Genomic DNA, 17,994 nt, shown 5'->3' with positions numbered 1-17,994 from the left:
TCGGGTGACGAAGGCCCCGCACCGGTTTTGGTGCGGGGCCTTCGTCGTGTCCGGGCTCAGGCGGCGGGCAGGACCGCCGAGATCTCCTCGGCCGCCTCCGGGCCGAAGGCCTCGCCGATGCGGGCCAGGGCCTCGGCGCGGTCGAACGTCCACTCCTGCGTGCCGACCGTCTCCAGGACCAGCACCGCGATCAGCGAGCCGAGCTGGGCCGCGCGCTCGACGTTCAGGCCGCCGTCGAGACCGGCCAGGAAGCCCGCGCGGAAGCCGTCGCCGACGCCCGTCGGGTCGGCCTTCGCGCGCTCGGGGACCGCGCCGATCTGCAGGGCCACGCCGTCCTTGCCGACGATCTCGACGCCCTTCTCCCCCAGCGTCGTGATCCGCAGGCCGACCTGGTCGAGGACGTCGGCCTCGGTCCAGCCGGTCTTCTGGAGCAGCAGCTCCCACTCGTAGTCGTTGCTGAACAGGTACTTCGCGCCGGCGACGAACGCGCGCGCCTGCTCGCCGGTCATCCGGGCCAGCTGCTGCGACGGGTCGACGGCGAACGCGTACCCGCGCTGGCGGCACTCCTCGGCGTGGCGGACCATGCCCTCGGGGTCGTCCGGGCTGATCAGCACCAGGCTGAGGTCGCCGGCGCGCTCGGCGATCGGCTGCAGCTCGATGTTGCGGGACTCGGCCATCGCGCCGGCGTAGAACGTCGCGATCTGGCAGAGGTCCTCGTCGGTCGTGCAGACGAACCGCGCCGTGTGCGCGACCTCCGACACGTGCACGCCGGACGTGTCGACGCCGTGGCGCTCCAGCCAGGAGCGGTAGTCCGCGAAGTCGGCGCCGACGGCGCCCACGAGCACCGGCTGCACGCCGAGCACCCCGAGGCCGAAGGCGATGTTCGCGCCGATGCCGCCGCGCCGGACCACGAGGTCGTCGGCGAGGAAGCTCAGCGAGACCCGGTGCAGCTGCTCGGCGACCAGCTGCTCCGCGAACCTGCCCGGGAAATGCATGAGGTGGTCGGTTGCGATACTGCCGGACACCGCGATCCTGGCCCTGTCTGCCACCGGCTGCTCCTTTGTGCTCGACCTCACGGCAAAAGGCGCGAAGTTACCCCCGGGTCATGACCCAACCGGGTAGTTCGCGCGTGCCCAGCCGACACTACCGGCTGGTACTCCTTCTCCAGTCGAGAGCGGATCAATAGCGTTACGAATCGTGAACGCCGTCACCGAACCCGAGACCCTGTCCGAGCTGATCGCCGACTGCGCGCTCATCCCGGCGACGTTGCAGGCCGAGAGCCTGCCGCTGCCCCGCGTCACGGCCGAGCCGTGGGTGGTCGACGAGGCGTGCCACGCCCAGGTGGCCGAGCTCGACGCGTACGTGTAGTCCGCAGAGACGAAGAAGGCCCCGCCTCCCTTCCGGGAAGCGGGGCCTTCTCGCGTGCTGTGGATCTTCTCGCGGACGACTCAGTGGAACGAGTCGCCGCAGGCGCAGGAGCCGGTGGCGTTCGGGTTGTCGATCGTGAAGCCCTGCTTCTCGATCGTGTCCACGAAGTCGATGACGGCTTCCGACACGTACGGCGCGCTCATCCGGTCCACGGCGACCTTGAGGCCGTCGAAGTCGCGGAACAGGTCGCCGTCGAGCGTGCGCTCGTCGAAGAACAGCTGGTAGCGCAGGCCCGCGCAGCCACCCGGCTGGACGGCGATGCGCAGGTGCATGTCGTCGCGGCCCTCCTGCTCGAGCAGGGCCTTCGCCTTGGAAGCCGCGGCGTCGGTCAACGTGACGCCGTGGGTCTCCTCGGCGGTCTCGGCCTGCGTCGCGCCGGCGTGCTCAGCGGTCGTCATGGCACTCCCTCTAAGTTCGAACTCGCTGCGGATACTCCTCGTGCTGACGTCTTCAACACGCGGTGCGTCCGATCTGTTCCCCCACCATGGTCGCACATGGATCGACCTGGTGAACGGCGGCGTGACGCCTGCAATACCCTGGTGAGGTGAGGTTCCTGCGCCGAAGCACCACAGACACCGCCGCCGAAGAGCCGGAGACGACCGAAGCCCTCGACGTCGGCGGCAAGTCGTTCACGCCCGGTAAGGGCAAGGCTACGCCGAAGCGGCGTGACGCGGAGGCGAAGCGGCGCGGCCCGGTGGCGCCCCCGCCGACCACCATGCGCGAGGCGATGAAGCGCAACAAGGAACTGCGCAAGTCGAACCCGCAGACCAAGGAAGACCGCCGCGCGGCGGCGAAGGCCCGCCGCGACGCGATGATGCGCGGCGACGACAGCGCCCTGCTGCCGCGCGACCGCGGGCCGGTCAAGAGGTACGTCCGCGACCTGGTCGACAGCCGGCGCAACCTGCTGGGCCTGTTCATGCCGCTGGCGATCCTGGTGTTCCTGGCGCTGCTGGTGCCGCTGCCCAAGGTCCAGTCGTACATCACGCTGCTGTGCACGGCGATGCTGCTGGTGATGGCGATCGAGGGCTTCGTGAACGGCCGCAAGATCGCGAAGCTGGCGCGGGAGAAGTTCCCGAAGGAAGCGGTGAGCGGCCGGTCGATCGGGTGGTACGCGTTCGTGCGGGCTTCCCAGATCCGGCGGTTGCGGGTGCCCAAGCCGCGGCTGAAGGCCGGGGATCCGATCCCGAACTGAGCTGGTTTCGAGAAGCCGGGTGGAGCGAGCCTCCACCCGGCTTCTTGCTGTCGATGCTCGCCCGCACCCCAAGCCAAAGGTCGCACCCTTCTCGCTGAGCGGGCTAGCCTCCGGCCGCCCGACCGCTGCACACCGGCAGGGTCGCCCGGGCCCCCAGCCCACCGGCGTATCCGCCCCTTGAGTTCCGCACGCGGTACCGCTCGGCGCCGGCGAGCCCACCGGGCGAGGCTGGAGTCACTCCAGGGTCGTTAGCAAAGCAAACGATTACCGCCTAGGCTGAGCCCCATGGAGTTTCGTCGTCTCGGCCGTAGTGGCCTCAACGTCAGTGAGATCTCGTACGGGAACTGGCTCACCCACGGTTCCCAGGTCGAGGAGGACCAGGCGCACGCCTGCATCAAGGCCGCCCTCGAGGCCGGCATCACCACCTTCGACACCGCCGATGTCTACGCCAACACCGCCGCCGAATCGGTGCTGGGCCGTGGCCTCAAGGGCCAGCGGCGGGAAAGCCTCGAGATCTTCACCAAGGTCTTCTGGCCCACCGGTCCCAAGGGCCCCAACGACAAGGGCCTGTCCCGCAAGCACATCATGGAGTCCGCGAACGCGTCCCTGCAGCGGCTCGGCACCGACTACGTCGACCTCTACCAGGCGCACCGGTTCGACCGGACCGTTCCGCTCGAAGAGACCATGCTCGCCTTCGCCGACCTCGTCCGCCAGGGCAAGGTGCTCTACGTCGGCGTCTCCGAGTGGACCGCCGAGCAGATCTCGCGCGGGGCCGCCCTCGCCCGGGAGCTGAAGATCCCCTTCGTCTCCAACCAGCCGCAGTACAACATGCTCTGGCGCGTCATCGAGGACCAGGTCATCCCCACCTCGGAGCGGGAAGGCCTCAGCCAGATCGTCTGGTCGCCGATCGCGCAGGGCGTGCTGACCGGCAAGTACAAGCCGGGCCAGGACTACCCCGCCGGCTCGCGGGCCACCGACGAGAAGGGCGGCGCCAACATGGTCGCGCGCTTCCTCGACGAGACCGTCCTCAAGCGCGTCGCCGAGCTGGAACCGCTCGCCGAGCAGGCGGACCTCTCCCTCGCGCAGCTCGCCGTCGCGTGGGTGCTGCAGAACCCGAACGTCGCCTCGGCGATCATCGGGGCCTCTCGCCCGGAGCAGGTGCACGAGAACGTCAAGGCCGCCGGCAAGAAGCTCGACGCCGACCTCATGACGGCCATCGACGACGTCCTCGGCGACGTCGTCGAGCGCGACGCGAGCCTGACCAAGAGCCCCTAGTCCTGGTTGATCCGGCCCTGGAACGGCACATCGAACTCGAACGCGTCTTCCGGGGCCAGCCGGGGCTGCAGCCCGAAGCCGCGCAGGAGGCGGCTGGCCCCCGCCAGCCGGTCGCCTCCTCGCCCGGGCACCCGCGACGGCGCGAGGCCGTGCGAAACCAGCAGCGTCTCGACTTCGTCGATCAGCTTGTACGGGTCGTAATCACCCACGGACCCAGGTCTTCCCGGTGATCCGCTCGTAGACCTCCGTGTAGCGCTGCCGCGTCTGCTCGACGATCTCCGCGGGGATCTCCGGCCCGGGCGGGGTCTTGTCCCAGCCGGTCGTCAGCGACCAGTCGCGGACGAACTGCTTGTCGAACGCGTGCTGCGGACGGCCCGGCTCCCACTCGTCGGCCGGCCAGAACCGTGACGAGTCCGACGTCAGGACCTCGTCGCCGAGGGTCAGCGTGCCGTCGGCATCGAAGCCGAACTCCAGCTTCGTGTCGGCGATGATGACGCCTTGGGCCGCCGCGTGTTCGGCGCCCTTCGTGTAGATCTCCAGCGTCAGCTCGCGAAGCCGCTTCGCGGTGTCTTCGCCGATCTCGTTCAGCACCTCGTCGAAGGTCATGAACTCGTCGTGGCCGGTGTCGGAGATCTTCGTCGTCGGCGTGAAGATCGGCTCCGGCAGCTTGTCGCCCTCGACCAGGCCCGGCGGCAGCGCGACGCCGGAGATCTTGCCGTCGCGCTGGTACTCGCGCAGGCCCAGGCCGGCGAGGTAGCCGCGGGCGATGCACTCGACCTGGACCATCTTCAGCGGCTTGCAGCGCATCGCGCGGCCGGCGAACTCCGCCGGCACGTCCGTCGTCGACACCACGTGGTTCGGGACGACGCCGGCCATCCGCTCGAACCACCACGCGGACAGCTGGTTGAGCAGCGCGCCCTTGTCCGGGATCGGCGTCGGCAGCGAGACGTCGTAGACCGAAACCCGGTCGGACGCGACGAGCAGGATGTCCCCGCCGTCGAGTTCGTACAGGTCACGGACCTTGCCCGCGTGGATGTGCTTCATTCGCCGTCCTCAGTCGTGTACTCGTAGAAAATCCAGTGGTCCGGCAAGGCGGCGGATTCACCGTACTCGACGACCGTCCCGTCGGCCGCCAGGAAGGTGCTCCGGCCGAGCAGCACCGGCGACCCGGCCGGCAGCTCCAGCTCGGCCGCCTCCTCCTCGCCCGCGCGGCCCGCCGCGTGCCGTTCCTGCGTCGTCGCGATGCTCGTGCCCAAGCGTGTGGCCGCGTGCACCGACGTGCCCTCGACGATCCGCTCCGGCACCAGCAGCGCCGGCGCCTTCGCCGACAGCACGCCGTCGAACCACGACGTCGACGTCGACAGCGGCCGCGAATCCGGCCCGTAGGTGGTACGGCGCCGCCGGATCGCCGGGGCGCCCTCCTCCAGGCCCAGCGCGGCCGCGGCGCGCTCGGACGCCGGCTCGAGGCCGGCCGAGCGGATCACCGCGAAGTGGCCGGGCGGGTAGATCCGGCCCGTGCGCACCGAAGCGGCGCTGCGGTCGCGGGCCGTGCGGTGCAGGCCGCCGCGGTCGACGACCGTGCCGACGCCGCGCACCGGGCGCACGAGCCCCTGCGAGCGGAGCGTGGCCAGCACCTTGGTGGCCGTCGCCATGGCGACGGCCCACGTGCGCGCGATCTCGCGGGCGGACGGCACCGCGTCGCCCTCCTGCAGCCGGCCGGACAGGATGTCGTCACGGATGCGGCCCGCGATCTGCAGGTACGGCGGCTCAGGACGGTCGAGGGTGGGCAAGGCGGCTCCTCACAAGGACAACACGCACAAGTGTTCTAGCACGCCGGGGTGTCTCCCACAAAGACCTGTTCAGAACCACCCAGGTGTACTAGTACACGTGCTGGACTGCGCTCTAGTACGCAAGTTACCCTCGAAAGTGTGTCCCCGCCCACAGCGCACAACGGCTCCAGCGGCCAGGGCCTCGAGGAACTCCTCGAGGAACTCCGGCGCCGCAAGTGGGTGCTGCACCTGTTCGGCGGCCGCGAGGCCCCGGAGATCTACGCGGCCGTGCACCGGTGGCCGACCTGCGCGGACGTCATCGTCCTGCGGGACGAGCACCGGGCGAGCGCCTACCGCGTGCCCTTGTTCCCGGGCACGGACGTGTTCAGCCCGAAGGTGGTCACGTGGCAGTACCACGCCACCCCGGTCTGGACGCTGCGGGCGGTGCTCACGCTCGCGGAGCCCGGCACCCCGGGCGCGCCGCTGCAGGCACTGCGGCCACAGCCGGAGTGCCACATCCCGCCGGAGCTGCGCCACGACGTGACTATCCGGCCGACGGGCACCACGGAAACCGAAGGGAACGACGGTGGCGGCCCGCCCGCGTGCGCCTAGTCAGCGGGCGAGCAGCCGCTCCGCGACCACCAGGTCGTGGGGGTAGGTGATCTTGAGGTTCTCGGGAGCACCCGGGACCCAGCGGATCGGCAGGGAGGAGAACCGCTCCATGCAGGACGAAGTGTCCGTACCCACGAAGCCCTCGCGCTCGGCCTGTTCGTAGGCCTCGAGCAGCGGTCCGGCCCGGAAGCCCTGAGGCGTCTGGACTCGGATCGCGCCGGGCACCTGGGCGACCAGGTGCCCGGCATCCACTCCGACGACGTCGTCGGCGGCCAGGCCCGGCACAGCCCCCCCGTCCTCGCGTGTCCGGGCCAACACCGCGCCGATCAGCTCGGAGTGGACCAGCGGCCGGGCCGCGTCGTGCAGCAGCACGGCGTCGACCCGGCCGCCTCGTATGCGCGGGGCGAGGTGGCGCAGCGCGTTGAGCTCGGACGCCTGGCGCGTGTCCCCGCCGTGCACGATCTCGACGCCGTCGCCGGCCACCTCGTCGGCGAGCTCGCGGTCCTGCGGCCGGATCACCAGCACCAGCACGCCGATGCCCGGGACGCGCCGGAAGGCGTCGAGCGACCAGGCGACCACCCGCCGCCCGGCCAGGGGCAGGTAGACCTTGTTCAGCTTCGCGCCGACGCGGGTGCCCGCGCCGCTGGCCAGCACCACCGCGGCCGCCGTCGTCTCCACGAGCCGCGAGACTACCGGGGCGGCCGGCGAACGCCGGCCGAACGGCAGCCGCCGCCGGGAGCTGCCGCGCTGCCGGTAGGTTGGCCCCAGCGTTGCCGTGCACGAGAAAGGGCCTGGTGTGGAGCCGGACAGCATCGAGTTCCCCGAGATCACCCCGCCCGACGACCACGCCCGGTCCGACGCGATCGCGCTGCACGACAAGCTGGTCAAGCCGGCCGGGTCGCTCGGCCGGCTCGAAGAGCTGGGCGTCTGGATCGCCGCGTGCCAGGGCCAGTCGCCGCCGCGGCCGTTCACCCGCCCGCGCGTGATCGTGTTCGCCGGCGACCACGGGATCGCCGCGAAGGGCGTTTCCGCCTACCCCGCCGAGGTCACCGGGCAGCTGCTCGGCACCATGCTGACCGGCGGGGCCGCGATCAACGTGCTGGCCGCCGCCGCGGGCGCGAGCGTCCGCGTGGTCGACATGGCCGTGGACACCGAAGCGCCCGCGACCCGCTCGATCGGCGAGTTCAAGGTCCGCCGCGGCTCCGGCTCCATCGACGTCGAGGACGCCCTGAGCGCCGACGAGGTGAAGAAGGCCGTCCGCGCCGGGATCGCGATCGCCGACGCGGAGGTCGACGGCGGCGCCGACCTGCTCATCCCCGGCGACCTGGGGATCGGCAACAGCACGCCGGCGTCGGTGCTGGTGGCCGCGCTGACCGGCAGCGAGCCGGTCGCGGTGGTCGGCCGCGGCTCCGGCATCGACGACGACGCCTGGATGCGCAAGGCCGCGGCGGTGCGCGACGCGCTGCGCCGGGCCCGCGCGGTCCTGGCCGACCCGATCGCCCTGCTGCGCACGACGGCGGGCGCGGACATCGCGGCGATGGCCGGGTTCCTGGCGCAGGCCGCGGCCCGCCGGACGCCGGTGGTGCTCGACGGCCTCGTCGCGTGCGCGGCGGCGCTCGTCGCCGAAGACCTCGCGCCGGGCGCGCGCCGCTGGTGGGTCGCCGGGCAGCGGACGGCCGAACCGGCCCACTCGCTCGCGCTGGAGCACCTGGACCTGGGCCCGCTGCTGGAGCTGGACGTCCGCCTGGGCGAAGGCACCGGCGCGGTGACGGCGTTGCCGCTGCTGATGATGGCCGCCCGCGTCCTGGCCGAGACCGCGACCCACGAGCAGGCCGGCGTCTCCGGCCCGGTCATCCCGGCCACCGCCACCTGACCCGGCGCGAAGAGGCCCCCGCGGGAACGCGGGGGCCTCTTCGCGAAAGCCGATCAGCCGAGCGGGACCATCCAGTGGTCGACGTCGGGGTGGGTGCCTTCCTGGATGCCGGTGAGCTCCTCGCGCAGCTTCATCGTCAGCGCGCCCGGCTGCCCGTCGGCGATGGTGAACTCGCCACCTGTGTGCTTGACGTGCCCGACCGGCGTGATCACCGCCGCCGTGCCGCAGGCGAACGTCTCGGTCAGCTCACCCGAAGCCGACGCCTTCTCCCACTCGTCGGTGGAGATCCGGCGCTCCTCGACCTTGTACCCGAGCCGGGAAGCCAGCTGCAGCAACGACTTGCGCGTCACGCCGGGCAGCAGCGAGCCGGTCAGCTCGGGGGTGACCACCCGGGCGTTCTCGCCGGAGCCGAAGACGAAGAACAGGTTCATCCCGCCCATCTCCTCGACCCAGCGCCGCTCGACGGCGTCGAGCCAGACCACCTGGTCGCAGCCCTTTTCGACGGCCTGCGCCTGCGCGACGAACGACGCCGCGTAGTTGCCGGCGCACTTCGCCGCGCCGGTGCCGCCGGGGGCCGCGCGCACGTACTCCGTCGACAGCCAGACGCTCACCGGCTTCACGCCGCCGGAGAAGTACGAGCCCGCCGGGGACGCGATGACCGTGTACACGTAGTCGGCGGCCGGGCTGTTGACGCCGAGCCCGGTGGACGTCGAGATCATGAACGGCCGCAGGTAGAGGGAGTCACCCTGGCGGGTGGGCACCCACCGGCCGTCGACGGCGATGAGCTCCCGCAGCGACTCGACGAAGACCTCCTCCGGCAGCTGCGGCATGGCGAGCCGCTCGGCCGACTGCCGGAACCGCGCCGCGTTGGCGTCCGGGCGGAACGACGCGATCGAGCCGTCCGGCTGGCGGTAGGCCTTCAGACCCTCGAAGATGGCCTGGCCGTAGTGCAGCACCGACGTCGCCGGGTCGAGGGTGAACGGGGCGTAGGGACCGACCTGGGCGTCGTGCCAGCCCTCGGCCTTCGACCACTTGACGGTCACCATGTGGTCGGTGAAGTACAGCCCGAACCCGGGCTTCTCGAGTACCTCCGCGACACGGTCCGCGCTCGCAGGACTCGGGTGCGGGACATGGGCGAACTGCGTCGTGGTCGTCATGGCTAGACGATACCGCTTGGTCGGAGGCGCGTTAGTCGGATGTCCCACTGTTCCGGGTCCCCCGCGCCCGGAGCGTGACGGCTCTAGGATGACACCGTGACCTACCACTCCACGCAGCCGGTGCCCCGGCCCAAGACCGGCGGGGCCGACGTCAAGACGTTCGTCACCGCGGTGCTGCTGACCTTCGGCGTCGGCCTGCTCGGCATGGTCGGCTGGGCCGTCCTCAGCAGCGGCTTCGGCGGCTTCCTCGGCCTCGTCGCCGGCGTCTTCGGCGTCGTGTGGTGGCGGAGCATCCACGGCAAGAAGGCGTTCCCGAAGGTGATCCCGACGAAGTCGGTCGTCATCCTCGCCGTCGTCAACGCGGTGCTGGCGCTGATCCTCATCCTGACCGCGGGCTGAGCTCGGGCACCGCCCAGCCCTCGTCCGGGCGGAAGTCGGTGTCCGTCCCGTCGAACGGGTAGGCACCGCGGTCGGCCAGCGCGCCGATCCGCTCACCTTCCGCGCGCAGCCGGTCGAACTGCTCGAGCGTCAGGCGGCCGACCTCGATGGCGGCCTCGGCCTCGTCCTCGTCGTCCCAGCGCCACGTGCCGTCGCGCTCGACGACGACGTCGAGCACGCCGTCGATCCGGTCGACCGCGCCGGCCGTGCGGCCCAGCGGGATCTCCAGGTTGACGTACCAGTTCTTGAACCGGCCTTCGAGGTCGAAGAACCACCAGACCGACGACCACTCGTCTTCGGGGATCCGGCGCAGCGTCGACGCGCCGTGCCAGAAGTCCGGCACCGGCACCCGCGGGATGCGGAACCGCTGGTCGAGCGGGGCGTCCCGCATCAGGCGGCCGTCGGCGAGCCGGCTGCCGATGATCGGCGTGCCCGCCGGGAGCCACGCGCGCAGCACACGGCCGTCGTCGTCGAGGACGCGCAGCGGGTGGACCTGGCCGATCGAGCCGTCGGGACGGTGGAACCGCTCGACCACGGTCTCCCCCGGCCGCCAGCGTCGATCACTCACGCGACCCACTGTACCTGCGCGCGCGTACGCCCAGTAGCAGCTCGATCACGGTCGCCAGCCCGGCCGCGACGAGCACGGGCAGTGCCGGCAGGAAGTACGCGGCCACCGCGGCGACGGCGATCCCCGCCAGCCCGCGCACGCCGGCGCGCTCGCGGACCTCGCCGCCGGCGGCGAGCGCGGGCACCACGGTCGCGACCACGGCGATGACCGTGAGCGGCGTCTGCAGGGAGTCCGCGTCGGCGGCGGAAAGCAGGTCGCGCAAGGACGTCAAGGACAACCCCAGCCGGACCGCGCCGAGCTGGTAGAGCGCGGCGAAGGCGGCCAGCACAGCGATCGCGCCCAGCAGCAGGACGCGCCAGCCCGCGTACTCCCGCTTTCCGGGGCGCAGGAAGGGCAGGAACACGACCGCGGCGACGAGCACGCCCGCGAAGTCCGGCGGCTGCAGACCGCCGCCCGCGGTGGCCACCGGCGTCACGGCCACGCACAGCGCGACCAGCACGAGCCCGGCGGCGAGCAGCAGGCCGCCCGCGATCCGTACGACGAAGGTCGGGATCTTCAGCCCGGCGAACCCCGCCCCGGCGACCACCACGACGAACGCCGCGGCCGCGAGTTCGCGGTGCGAGGGGAAGACGTAAGCGCCGAACGCGACCGCGTAGACCACCACCTCGGCCAGCCGGGCCACGGCCACGACGACCCGGTCCACCAGGGCATCCGCCGGTTCCGGGACCGCCGCCGTCACACCCGCGGCGATCGCCGCGAGCACCAGCCCGGCGAGCAGCCACCAGCCCGCGCCCGCCGCTCCGGCCGCCAGCGCCACCAGCAGCCCACCGCCCAGCCGCACGCGGCCCCTCCTCGCCCTCTGTTCACCCCTGCTTCCGTCGTCATTAGCATGGCTCACGATCCCGACCGGGCCGGCGCCCGGTACCACCGCGAACGCGCGAGGAGCCAGAAGTGACCGTGCCTAAGCTCGCCCTGTCCGACAACACCGGGGAGGCACTGGCCAAGACGCGCGCCGACGTGGTCGTCATCGGCACCCTGGCCGGCGAGGACGGCCCGCTTCTCGCCGACGGCGCCGCCGCCGTCGACGCCGCCTTCGACGGCCGGCTCGCCGGCCTGCTCGCCACCCTCGGCGCGAGCGGCAAGGCCGAAGAGGTCGTCAAGATCCCGACGCTGGGCAAGCTGGCGGCCGGTGTCGTCCTGGCCGTCGGCCTGGGCAAGGCCGGCGACGGGGTCACCCCCGAGCAGGTCCGCCGCGCCGCCGGGGCCGCCGGCCGCGCGCTGGCCGGCACCGACCGCGCGTTCGTGACGCTGTCGGAGATCGACCTGCAGGCCGCCGTCGAGGGCACCGTCCTCGGCTCCTACGTCTTCACCGCCTACCGCTCGGAGAAGGGCGACGCGCCGGTCGCGAAGGTCGACTTCGCGAGCCCGGCCGACGGCACCGCCCGCGAGCACAAGGCGACGCTGAAGGCCGCGACCAGCATCGCCGAGGCCGTCCTCACCGCCCGCGACCTGATCAACACCCCGCCCAACGACCTCTACCCGGCCTCCTTCGCCGACCGCGCGAAGAAGCTGGCCGAGGACAACGGCCTCGAGTTCGAGGTCCTCGACGAGAAGGCGTTGAAGCGCAAGGGCTTCGGCGGCATCCTCGGCGTCGGCGGCGGCTCGTCCCGCCAGCCGCGCCTGGTGCGCATCGGCTACAAGCCGGCCAAGGCCGCCAAGAAGGTCGCCCTCGTCGGCAAGGGCATCACGTTCGACTCGGGCGGCATCTCGCTCAAGCCCGCCGCGAACATGGACCACATGACCTCGGACATGTCCGGCGCGGCCGGCGTGCTCGCCGCGGTCGTCCTGGCCGCCAAGCTGAAGTACCCCCTGGAAGTCGTCGCGCACATCCCGCTGGCGGAGAACCTGCCGTCCGGCACGTCGTACCGCCCGGGTGACGTGCTGACCATGTACGGCGGCAAGACCGTCGAGGTCCTCAACACCGACGCCGAAGGCCGGCTCGTCCTGGTCGACGCGATGGTCCGCGCGGCCGAGGAGAACCCGGACTACCTGATCGAGACCTCGACGCTGACCGGCGCCCAGGTCGTCGCGCTCGGCAACCGCACCGCAGGGGTCATGGGCTCGGACGACTTCCGCGACCGCGTCGCCGCGATCATGCAGGCGACCGGCGAGAACGGCTGGGCGATGCCGCTGCCGGAGGAGCTGCGCGCCGACCTCGACTCGCGCCTGGCCGACCTGGCCAACGTGACGGGCCACCGCTGGGGCGGCATGCTCGCCGCCGGCATCTTCCTGCGCGAGTTCGTCGCCGACGGCCTCGACTGGGTCCACATCGACATCGCGGGCCCGTCGTTCAACACCGGTTCGCCGTGGGGCTACACCGGCAAGGGCGGCACGGGCGTCCCGGTCCGGACGATCGCCGCGGTCCTGGCGGACATCGCCGCCAACGGCTGACGCCCTTTAGGGTCGCCGAGTGGAGCCCGGCGAATACCTCGAAGCGGCGGTCAGGGACGTCCTGACCGCCGCTTCGTCCACTGTGGACGATCAGGTCGGGTACGCCGCCTTGCTGCTCGCCGTCACCGGCGCGCTCGACGAGGCCGACCGGCTCGTCGAGCAGTGGCTGGCCCGCGCGGAACGCCCGGTGACGGCGTTGGCGCCCGACCCGGTGCGGGCCCGCGCGTGGGCGATGCTGTTCGAGGCGCGGGGTGGACGTCCGGCGTGGGCCGAGGGGTTGTCCCCGCTGGACCTCGACGCCGAGGAGCGCGCGCACGCGGTGTCGTTGCGCCGTCCGGTGTCCGATCTGGAGGGTGTGCTCCCGCCGGGTCCGGTCGCGGAGGTCGTCAAGCACGTCGCGCCGACGCGCCCGGATCGCGTCCGCGGTGCCCTCGCCGACGGTGACCTCGCCCGGTGGGCCGAGCTGGCCGGGCCACGGCCGGACGTCGCGACGCTCGCCGCCACGCGGGCGCTGGCCCCGGCGCTGGTGGCGGGCGCGGACCCGCTCGGCCTGCGCGACTGGGCACCGGCGTGCGCGGGCGCGCTGGTCGCGGCGCTGCACGAGCGGTACCCGCCGGACCTCGGGACCTGGCCGGAGCTGATCGGCTCGATCATGCGGTTGCGCGAGACCGGAACCGCGCCGCCCCCGGCGTCGGAGGCGGCGATCCGCTCGGCCGAGCTGCGGCTGGGCGTCGAACTACCGGCCGAGCACCGCGAGTTCCTCCGCACCTGCGACGGCCTGCCCGCCGACGTGGTCTTCCCCCGGCTGCTGGGCACGGCGGAGCTGCGCGTCGAAGGCGGCGTCGTGGTGCTTTCCGAACCGGCGGTGCTGCTGCTGTCGGCGGGGCACGTGGTCGAGGTGGACCCGGTGCTCGGCACGACGGTCCACCCGTCGTTCCGCGCGGCGCTGGTCAAGCACGCCGCGCTGCTCGCCCAGGCAGGCTAGGTTGGGCCCGGTGACCACCCTCAGCGCGGAGACGATCACCCCGGCCAACGTCGCCGCCGCGTGCCAGCTGGCCGTCGAGCCGCACCAGCGGAAGTTCGTCGCGCCGGTCGCGGTGTCGCTGGCCGAGGCGTACACGCAGCCCGCGGTCGCCTGGCCCCGGCTGGTCCTGGACGACGGCGAGCCGGTCGCGTTCGTGATGGGCGCCTTCGACCCGGGCGCCGAGCTGGACTTCTTCCGCTGCGGGATCTGGCGGCTCAACGTCGGCGCGGGCGTGCAGGGCCGCGGCTACGGCCGGTTCGCCGTGGAGACGGTCCTGGAGGAGGCCCGCCGGCGGGGCAACACCACCGCGACGGTGCTCTGGATCCCCGCCGAGGGCGGGCCGGAGGAGTTCTACCTCAAGCTCGGCTTCAAGCTGACCGGCCAGACCTTCAACGGCGAGGTCGTCGGCCGGATCGAGCTCTAGACCTGCCCGCGCTTCTTGCGCTCGGTGTACTCCCGCATCCGCTTCGGGTAGCCGACCCGCGCGACCTCGTACACCGGGATCGACCGGCGGTGGCCGAACTGCTGGGCGGCCTCCAGGCTGCCGATGCGGCGCCGGGTCCACTCGCCGTCGTGGGCGATCAACACCACAGTGGTCTCGGTGACGTTCGTCTTCGGTTCGACGAAGGCCTCGACACCCCGGCGGGAGGCCACCCACTCCTCCAGGTGCCGGGTGTCCTCGGAATTGGCTTTCCGCAGCGTACCGGCCCGTTGACCACCCTTGGCCCGCCTGCGCAGCGAGTCGAAGAGCCCCACCACGACCACCTCTCCTCCCGAGACCTACCCCACTCATTATCCCGATGTCCACGTGTGGTCGGCGTCGCACACCCGGCTAGGTCGCAGCCCCGTCCGGCGTAGTGACAAGATGGCGGATGTCGCGCGCGCGGTTATACCGGGCGGACGCGGCGACAGAGCACCACCCCACTGCTTGCCGAGGAGTTATACAAGTGACCGACACCTCCGCCGACCTCGTGATCCTGGGAGGCGGATCGGGCGGCTACGCCGCGGCTTTCCGCGCGGCCGAGCTGGGCCTTTCCGTCACGCTGATCGAGAAGGACAAGCTGGGCGGGACCTGCCTCCACCGGGGCTGCATCCCGACCAAGGCCCTGCTCCACGCCGCCGAGGTCGCCGACGAGACCCGCGACGCCGAAGCCGTCGGCGTCAAGGCCGCCTTCGAAGGCATCGACATCGCCGGGGTCAACAAGTACAAGGACGGCATCGTCGCCCGGCTGTACAAGGGCCTGCAGGGCCTGGCCAAGGCGCACAAGGTGAACCTGGTCGAGGGCAGCGGCACGTTCGTCGGCGGCACGACCGTCGAGGTGGACGGCACCCGCTACACCGGCAAGAACGTCATCCTCGCCACCGGTTCGTACTCGCGCACGCTGCCCGGCCTGGAGCTGGGCGGCCGCGTCATCGCCAGCGAGCAGGCCCTCGCCCTGGACTACGTCCCCAAGAAGGTCGTGGTGCTCGGTGGCGGCGTGATCGGCGTCGAGTTCGCCAGCGTCTGGGCCTCCTTCGGCGTCGACGTCACCATCGTCGAGGCGCTGCCGCGGCTGGTCCCGAACGAGGACGAGTTCGCGTCCAAGCAGCTCGAGCGCGCCTTCCGCCGCCGCAAGATCACCTTCAAGACCGGCGTGAAGTTCACCGGCGCGAAGCAGGACGAGAACGGCGTCAGCGTCTCGCTGGAGTCCGGCGAGACCATCGAGGCCGACCTGCTGCTGGTCGCCGTCGGCCGCGGGCCGAACTCGGCGGGCCACGGCTACGAGGAGGCCGGCGTCAAGATCGAGCGCGGCTTCGTCCTCACCGACGAGCGGCTGCGCACGAACCTGCCGAACGTCTACGCCGTCGGCGACATCGTCCCGGGCCTGCAGCTCGCGCACCGCGGCTTCCAGCAGGGCATCTTCGTCGCCGAGGAGATCGCCGGGCAGAACCCGCGCGTCATCGACGAGAGCGGCATCCCGCGGGTCACCTACTCGCACCCGGAGGTCGCGTCGGTCGGGCTGACCGAGTCGCAGGCGAAGGACAAGTACGGCGCCGACGTCACGACGTTCACCTACGACCTCGGCGGCAACGGCAAGAGCCAGATCCTCAAGACCTCCGGCGGGGTCAAGCTGGTCAAGGCCCCGGACGGCCCGGTCGTGGGCGTCCACATGGTCGGCGACCGCGTCGGCGAGCTGATCGGCGAAGCGCAGCTGATCTACAGCTGGGAGGCGTTCCCCGAGGACGTCGCGCCGCTCATCCACGCCCACCCCACCCAGACCGAGGCCCTCGGTGAAGCGTTCCTCGCCCTCGCGGGGAAGCCGCTGCACGTGCACAGCTGACGTCCCACCAGCAGAATCCAGACCACGCAGAACTTGGAAGAGGAGTCAGCGAACGATGGCCTACTCCGTCACATTGCCGGAGCTCGGGGAGAGCGTCACCGAAGGCACCGTCACCCGGTGGCTCAAGCAGGAGGGTGACACCGTCGAGGTCGACGAGCCGTTGCTCGAGATCTCGACCGACAAGGTCGACACCGAGGTGCCCTCCCCGGTGGCGGGCACGGTCGTGAAGATCAGCGCCGCCGAGGACGAGACGGTCGAGGTCGGCGCCGAGCTGGCCGTGATCGACGACGGTTCCGGCGGCGCGCCCGAGTCCTCCGCCCCCGCGCAGGAAGAGCAGAAGTCCGAGCCGGAGCCCGAGCCCGAGCAGCCGTCCGAGCCGGCGCAGTCCGAGCCGCAGGCCGCCGACAGCGCGCCGAGCAAGCCGGACACCGCGCCGGCCGCCGGTGGTGAAGGCACCGAGGTGAAGCTGCCCGAGCTGGGCGAGAGCGTCACCGAGGGCACCGTCACGCGCTGGCTGAAGGCGGTCGGCGACTCGGTCGAGGTCGACGAGCCGCTGCTCGAGATCTCCACCGACAAGGTCGACACCGAGGTGCCGTCGCCGGTCGCCGGCACGGTGCTGGAGATCCGCGCGGGCGAGGACGAGACCGTCGAGGTCGGCGGCGTCCTGGCCGTGATCGGTGACGCGAACGCGGCGCCGAAGGCCGAAGCGAAGCCGGAGCCCAAGCCCGAGCCGAAGCCGGAACCCAAGCCGGAGCCGAAGCCCGAGCCGGTTCAGGAGTCGAAGCCCGAGCCCAAGCCGGAACCGAAGCCCGAGCCGCAGGCCGCGCCCGCGGCGAAGGCGGCCGAGTCGGCCCCGGCCGCCGCGGCGAAGGACGGTTCGGCGGACGGCCCGTACGTCACGCCGCTGGTCCGCAAGCTCGCGACCGAGCACGGCATCGACCTCGCGTCGCTGACCGGCAGCGGCGTCGGCGGCCGGATCCGCAAGCAGGACGTCCTGGCCGCGGCCGAGGAGAAGCAGAAGGCGGCTGCCCCGGCTCCCGCCGCTGCCGCTCCGGCCGCCGCTGCCGCCCCGTCGGCGCCGGCCGCGCGTCCCGCGGCCCCGGTGTCGCCGGAGCTCGCCGCGCTGCGCGGCACGGTCCAGAAGGCCAGCCGGATCCGCCAGATCACGGCCACCAAGACCCGCGAGTCGCTGCAGATCGCCGCGCAGCTCACGCAGGTCCAGGAGGTCGACGTCACGAAGATCGCCAAGCTGCGCCAGCGCGCGAAGGCGGCCTTCAAGGAGCGCGAGGGCGTCAACCTGACGTTCCTGCCGTTCTTCGCGAAGGCCACGGTCGAGGCGCTCAAGCAGCACCCGAACGTCAACGCGTCCTACAACGAGGACACGAAGGAGATCACCTACCACGGCGCCGTGCACCTGGGCATCGCGGTGGACACCGAGCGCGGGCTGCTCTCGGTCGTGATCCACGACGCGGGCGAGCTGAGCCTGGCCGGTCTCGCGCACCGGATCGCCGACCTGGCGGGCCGCGCGCGCTCGGGCCAGATCAAGCCGGACGAGCTGTCGGGTGGCACGTTCTCGATCACGAACATCGGCAGCGTCGGTGCGCTGTTCGACACGCCGATCATCGTGCAGCCGCAGTCGGGCATCCTCGGCACCGGCGCGGTCGTCAAGCGCCCGGTCGTGGTCGCGGACGCCGACGGCAACGACACGATCGCCGTCCGGTCGATGGCGTACCTGCCGCTGACCTACGACCACCGCCTGGTGGACGGGGCCGACGCGGGCCGCTTCCTGACGACGATCAAGCAGCGCCTGGAAGAGGGCAACTTCGAGGGCGAGCTCGGCCTCTGAAGTCACCGCTGACGAAGGCCGCCACGGACTTTCCGTGGCG

Annotated in this window: 21 protein-coding genes; 11 read left to right on the top strand and 10 right to left on the bottom strand. The window is 71.9% G+C overall.

Annotated features, from left to right (window positions below; genetic code table 11):
* Positions 1–56 precede the first annotated feature (56 nt).
* On the bottom strand, positions 57–1,049 hold the full coding sequence (locus ACIRSS_RS00175) for a carbohydrate kinase family protein (protein ID WP_400888776.1): 993 nt from the start codon (positions 1,047–1,049) through the stop codon (positions 57–59).
* Positions 1,050–1,197: 148 nt separating this feature from the next.
* On the opposite strand from ACIRSS_RS00175, the gene ACIRSS_RS00170 reads away from it, so the two are divergent.
* On the top strand, positions 1,198–1,368 hold the full coding sequence (locus ACIRSS_RS00170; RefSeq protein ID WP_400888774.1) for a hypothetical protein: 171 nt from the start codon (positions 1,198–1,200) through the stop codon (positions 1,366–1,368).
* Between the two features lie 80 nt (positions 1,369–1,448).
* Here ACIRSS_RS00170 and ACIRSS_RS00165 read toward each other — a convergent pair whose 3' ends face one another.
* Positions 1,449–1,826, bottom strand: coding sequence for an iron-sulfur cluster assembly accessory protein (locus ACIRSS_RS00165; RefSeq protein WP_004562664.1), 378 nt, complete (start codon positions 1,824–1,826; stop codon positions 1,449–1,451).
* Between the two features lie 146 nt (positions 1,827–1,972).
* Here ACIRSS_RS00165 and ACIRSS_RS00160 point away from each other — a divergent pair, with 146 nt between their 5' ends.
* Both ACIRSS_RS00160 and ACIRSS_RS00155 read left to right on the top strand, forming a co-directional pair.
* Positions 1,973–2,620, top strand: coding sequence for a DUF3043 domain-containing protein (locus ACIRSS_RS00160; protein WP_400888770.1), 648 nt, complete (start codon positions 1,973–1,975; stop codon positions 2,618–2,620).
* Between the two features lie 285 nt (positions 2,621–2,905).
* Positions 2,906–3,895, top strand: a complete 990-nt coding sequence (locus ACIRSS_RS00155) for an aldo/keto reductase family protein (protein WP_400888767.1) — start codon at positions 2,906–2,908, stop codon at positions 3,893–3,895.
* Here ACIRSS_RS00155 and ACIRSS_RS00150 read toward each other — a convergent pair.
* From ACIRSS_RS00150 to ACIRSS_RS00140, 3 genes are read right to left on the bottom strand one after another with little or no spacing between them, the layout of a single operon-like run.
* Positions 3,892–4,104: a hypothetical protein gene (locus ACIRSS_RS00150; protein WP_400888764.1), complete on the bottom strand. Its 213-nt coding sequence runs from the start codon at positions 4,102–4,104 to the stop codon at positions 3,892–3,894. The genes ACIRSS_RS00155 and ACIRSS_RS00150 overlap by 4 nt on opposite strands.
* Positions 4,097–4,939, bottom strand: coding sequence for a phosphoribosylaminoimidazolesuccinocarboxamide synthase (locus tag ACIRSS_RS00145; protein WP_400888761.1), 843 nt, complete (start codon positions 4,937–4,939; stop codon positions 4,097–4,099). The genes ACIRSS_RS00150 and ACIRSS_RS00145 overlap by 8 nt, the downstream gene beginning before the upstream one ends.
* Positions 4,936–5,685, bottom strand: coding sequence for a GntR family transcriptional regulator (locus ACIRSS_RS00140; RefSeq protein ID WP_400888758.1), 750 nt, complete (start codon positions 5,683–5,685; stop codon positions 4,936–4,938). Before ACIRSS_RS00140 ends, ACIRSS_RS00145 begins: the two co-directional genes overlap by 4 nt.
* A gap of 138 nt (positions 5,686–5,823) precedes the next feature.
* On the opposite strand from ACIRSS_RS00140, the gene ACIRSS_RS00135 reads away from it, so the two are divergent.
* Positions 5,824–6,276 (top strand): hypothetical protein, encoded by a 453-nt coding sequence (locus ACIRSS_RS00135; protein WP_400888755.1) that lies wholly within the window; start codon positions 5,824–5,826, stop codon positions 6,274–6,276.
* Here the strand turns inward: ACIRSS_RS00135 and ACIRSS_RS00130 are convergent, their stop codons facing one another.
* Positions 6,277–6,954, bottom strand: a complete 678-nt coding sequence (locus ACIRSS_RS00130) for a 2-C-methyl-D-erythritol 4-phosphate cytidylyltransferase (RefSeq protein ID WP_400888752.1) — start codon at positions 6,952–6,954, stop codon at positions 6,277–6,279.
* A 118-nt stretch (positions 6,955–7,072) separates the two neighbouring features.
* Here ACIRSS_RS00130 and cobT point away from each other — a divergent pair, with 118 nt between their 5' ends.
* On the top strand, positions 7,073–8,149 hold the full coding sequence (gene cobT, locus ACIRSS_RS00125) for a nicotinate-nucleotide--dimethylbenzimidazole phosphoribosyltransferase (RefSeq protein ID WP_400888749.1): 1,077 nt from the start codon (positions 7,073–7,075) through the stop codon (positions 8,147–8,149).
* A 53-nt stretch (positions 8,150–8,202) separates the two neighbouring features.
* On the opposite strand, the gene ACIRSS_RS00120 is transcribed toward cobT, so the two are convergent.
* A complete protein-coding gene (locus ACIRSS_RS00120; RefSeq protein ID WP_400888746.1) occupies positions 8,203–9,306 on the bottom strand; it encodes a branched-chain amino acid aminotransferase in 1,104 nt (367 codons plus the stop codon).
* Positions 9,307–9,402: 96 nt separating this feature from the next.
* On the opposite strand from ACIRSS_RS00120, the gene ACIRSS_RS00115 reads away from it, so the two are divergent.
* Positions 9,403–9,705 carry a hypothetical protein gene (locus ACIRSS_RS00115; RefSeq protein WP_400888743.1) on the top strand — a complete coding sequence of 101 codons (303 nt, stop codon included), beginning with the start codon at positions 9,403–9,405 and terminating at the stop codon, positions 9,703–9,705.
* On the opposite strand, the gene ACIRSS_RS00110 is transcribed toward ACIRSS_RS00115, so the two are convergent.
* Together ACIRSS_RS00110 and ACIRSS_RS00105 are read right to left on the bottom strand one after the other, a co-directional pair.
* Entirely contained in the window at positions 9,686–10,312 is a 627-nt protein-coding gene (locus tag ACIRSS_RS00110; protein WP_400888740.1) for a DUF402 domain-containing protein, read from the bottom strand. The genes ACIRSS_RS00115 and ACIRSS_RS00110 overlap by 20 nt on opposite strands.
* Complete coding sequence (locus tag ACIRSS_RS00105; RefSeq protein ID WP_400888737.1) at positions 10,305–11,153, bottom strand: hypothetical protein; 849 nt, start codon at positions 11,151–11,153, stop codon at positions 10,305–10,307. Before ACIRSS_RS00105 ends, ACIRSS_RS00110 begins: the two co-directional genes overlap by 8 nt.
* 110 nt (positions 11,154–11,263) lie before the next feature.
* Between ACIRSS_RS00105 and ACIRSS_RS00100 the strand changes: the two genes are divergently transcribed.
* Genes ACIRSS_RS00100 through ACIRSS_RS00090 form a run of 3 tightly spaced genes read left to right on the top strand, consistent with a single transcriptional unit; the run spans position 11,264 to position 14,211 of the window.
* Positions 11,264–12,763 (top strand): leucyl aminopeptidase, encoded by a 1,500-nt coding sequence (locus ACIRSS_RS00100; protein ID WP_400888735.1) that lies wholly within the window; start codon positions 11,264–11,266, stop codon positions 12,761–12,763.
* A gap of 19 nt (positions 12,764–12,782) precedes the next feature.
* A complete protein-coding gene (locus ACIRSS_RS00095) occupies positions 12,783–13,748 on the top strand; it encodes an SMI1/KNR4 family protein (RefSeq protein WP_400888733.1) in 966 nt (321 codons plus the stop codon).
* A 10-nt stretch (positions 13,749–13,758) separates the two neighbouring features.
* Positions 13,759–14,211, top strand: coding sequence for a GNAT family N-acetyltransferase (locus ACIRSS_RS00090; protein WP_400888730.1), 453 nt, complete (start codon positions 13,759–13,761; stop codon positions 14,209–14,211).
* On the opposite strand, the gene ACIRSS_RS00085 is transcribed toward ACIRSS_RS00090, so the two are convergent.
* Positions 14,208–14,552, bottom strand: a complete 345-nt coding sequence (locus ACIRSS_RS00085) for an oxidoreductase (protein WP_400888727.1) — start codon at positions 14,550–14,552, stop codon at positions 14,208–14,210. The two genes, ACIRSS_RS00090 and ACIRSS_RS00085, sit on opposite strands and share 4 nt — an antisense overlap.
* Positions 14,553–14,734: 182 nt before the next feature.
* Here ACIRSS_RS00085 and lpdA point away from each other — a divergent pair, with 182 nt between their 5' ends.
* The gene (gene lpdA / locus ACIRSS_RS00080) at positions 14,735–16,108 is read left to right on the top strand and encodes a dihydrolipoyl dehydrogenase (RefSeq protein ID WP_400888724.1); all 1,374 of its coding nucleotides are present in this window, start codon (positions 14,735–14,737) and stop codon (positions 16,106–16,108) included.
* Between the two features lie 55 nt (positions 16,109–16,163).
* The gene (gene sucB, locus ACIRSS_RS00075; RefSeq protein ID WP_400888721.1) at positions 16,164–17,954 is read left to right on the top strand and encodes a 2-oxoglutarate dehydrogenase, E2 component, dihydrolipoamide succinyltransferase; all 1,791 of its coding nucleotides are present in this window, start codon (positions 16,164–16,166) and stop codon (positions 17,952–17,954) included.
* The last annotated feature ends 40 nt before the right edge of the window (positions 17,955–17,994 follow it).

This window comes from Amycolatopsis sp. NPDC101161, assembly GCF_044768185.1.
Lineage (GTDB): Bacteria > Actinomycetota > Actinomycetes > Mycobacteriales > Pseudonocardiaceae > Amycolatopsis.
The sequence above is the reverse complement of the archived record's forward strand: the minus strand, read 5'-3'. Positions and strand labels throughout refer to the sequence as shown.

Excerpts from the sequence above, each read along its gene's own strand:
- ACIRSS_RS00155 (WP_400888767.1), top strand. The coding sequence starts at position 2,906 with ATGGAGTTTCGTCGTCTCGGCCGTAGTGGCCTCAACGTCAGTGAGATC.
- ACIRSS_RS00145 (WP_400888761.1), bottom strand. The coding sequence starts at position 4,939 with ATGAAGCACATCCACGCGGGCAAGGTCCGTGACCTGTACGAACTCGAC.
- ACIRSS_RS00165 (WP_004562664.1), bottom strand. The coding sequence starts at position 1,826 with ATGACGACCGCTGAGCACGCCGGCGCGACGCAGGCCGAGACCGCCGAG.
- sucB (WP_400888721.1), top strand. The coding sequence starts at position 16,164 with ATGGCCTACTCCGTCACATTGCCGGAGCTCGGGGAGAGCGTCACCGAA.
- ACIRSS_RS00120 (WP_400888746.1), bottom strand. The coding sequence starts at position 9,306 with ATGACGACCACGACGCAGTTCGCCCATGTCCCGCACCCGAGTCCTGCG.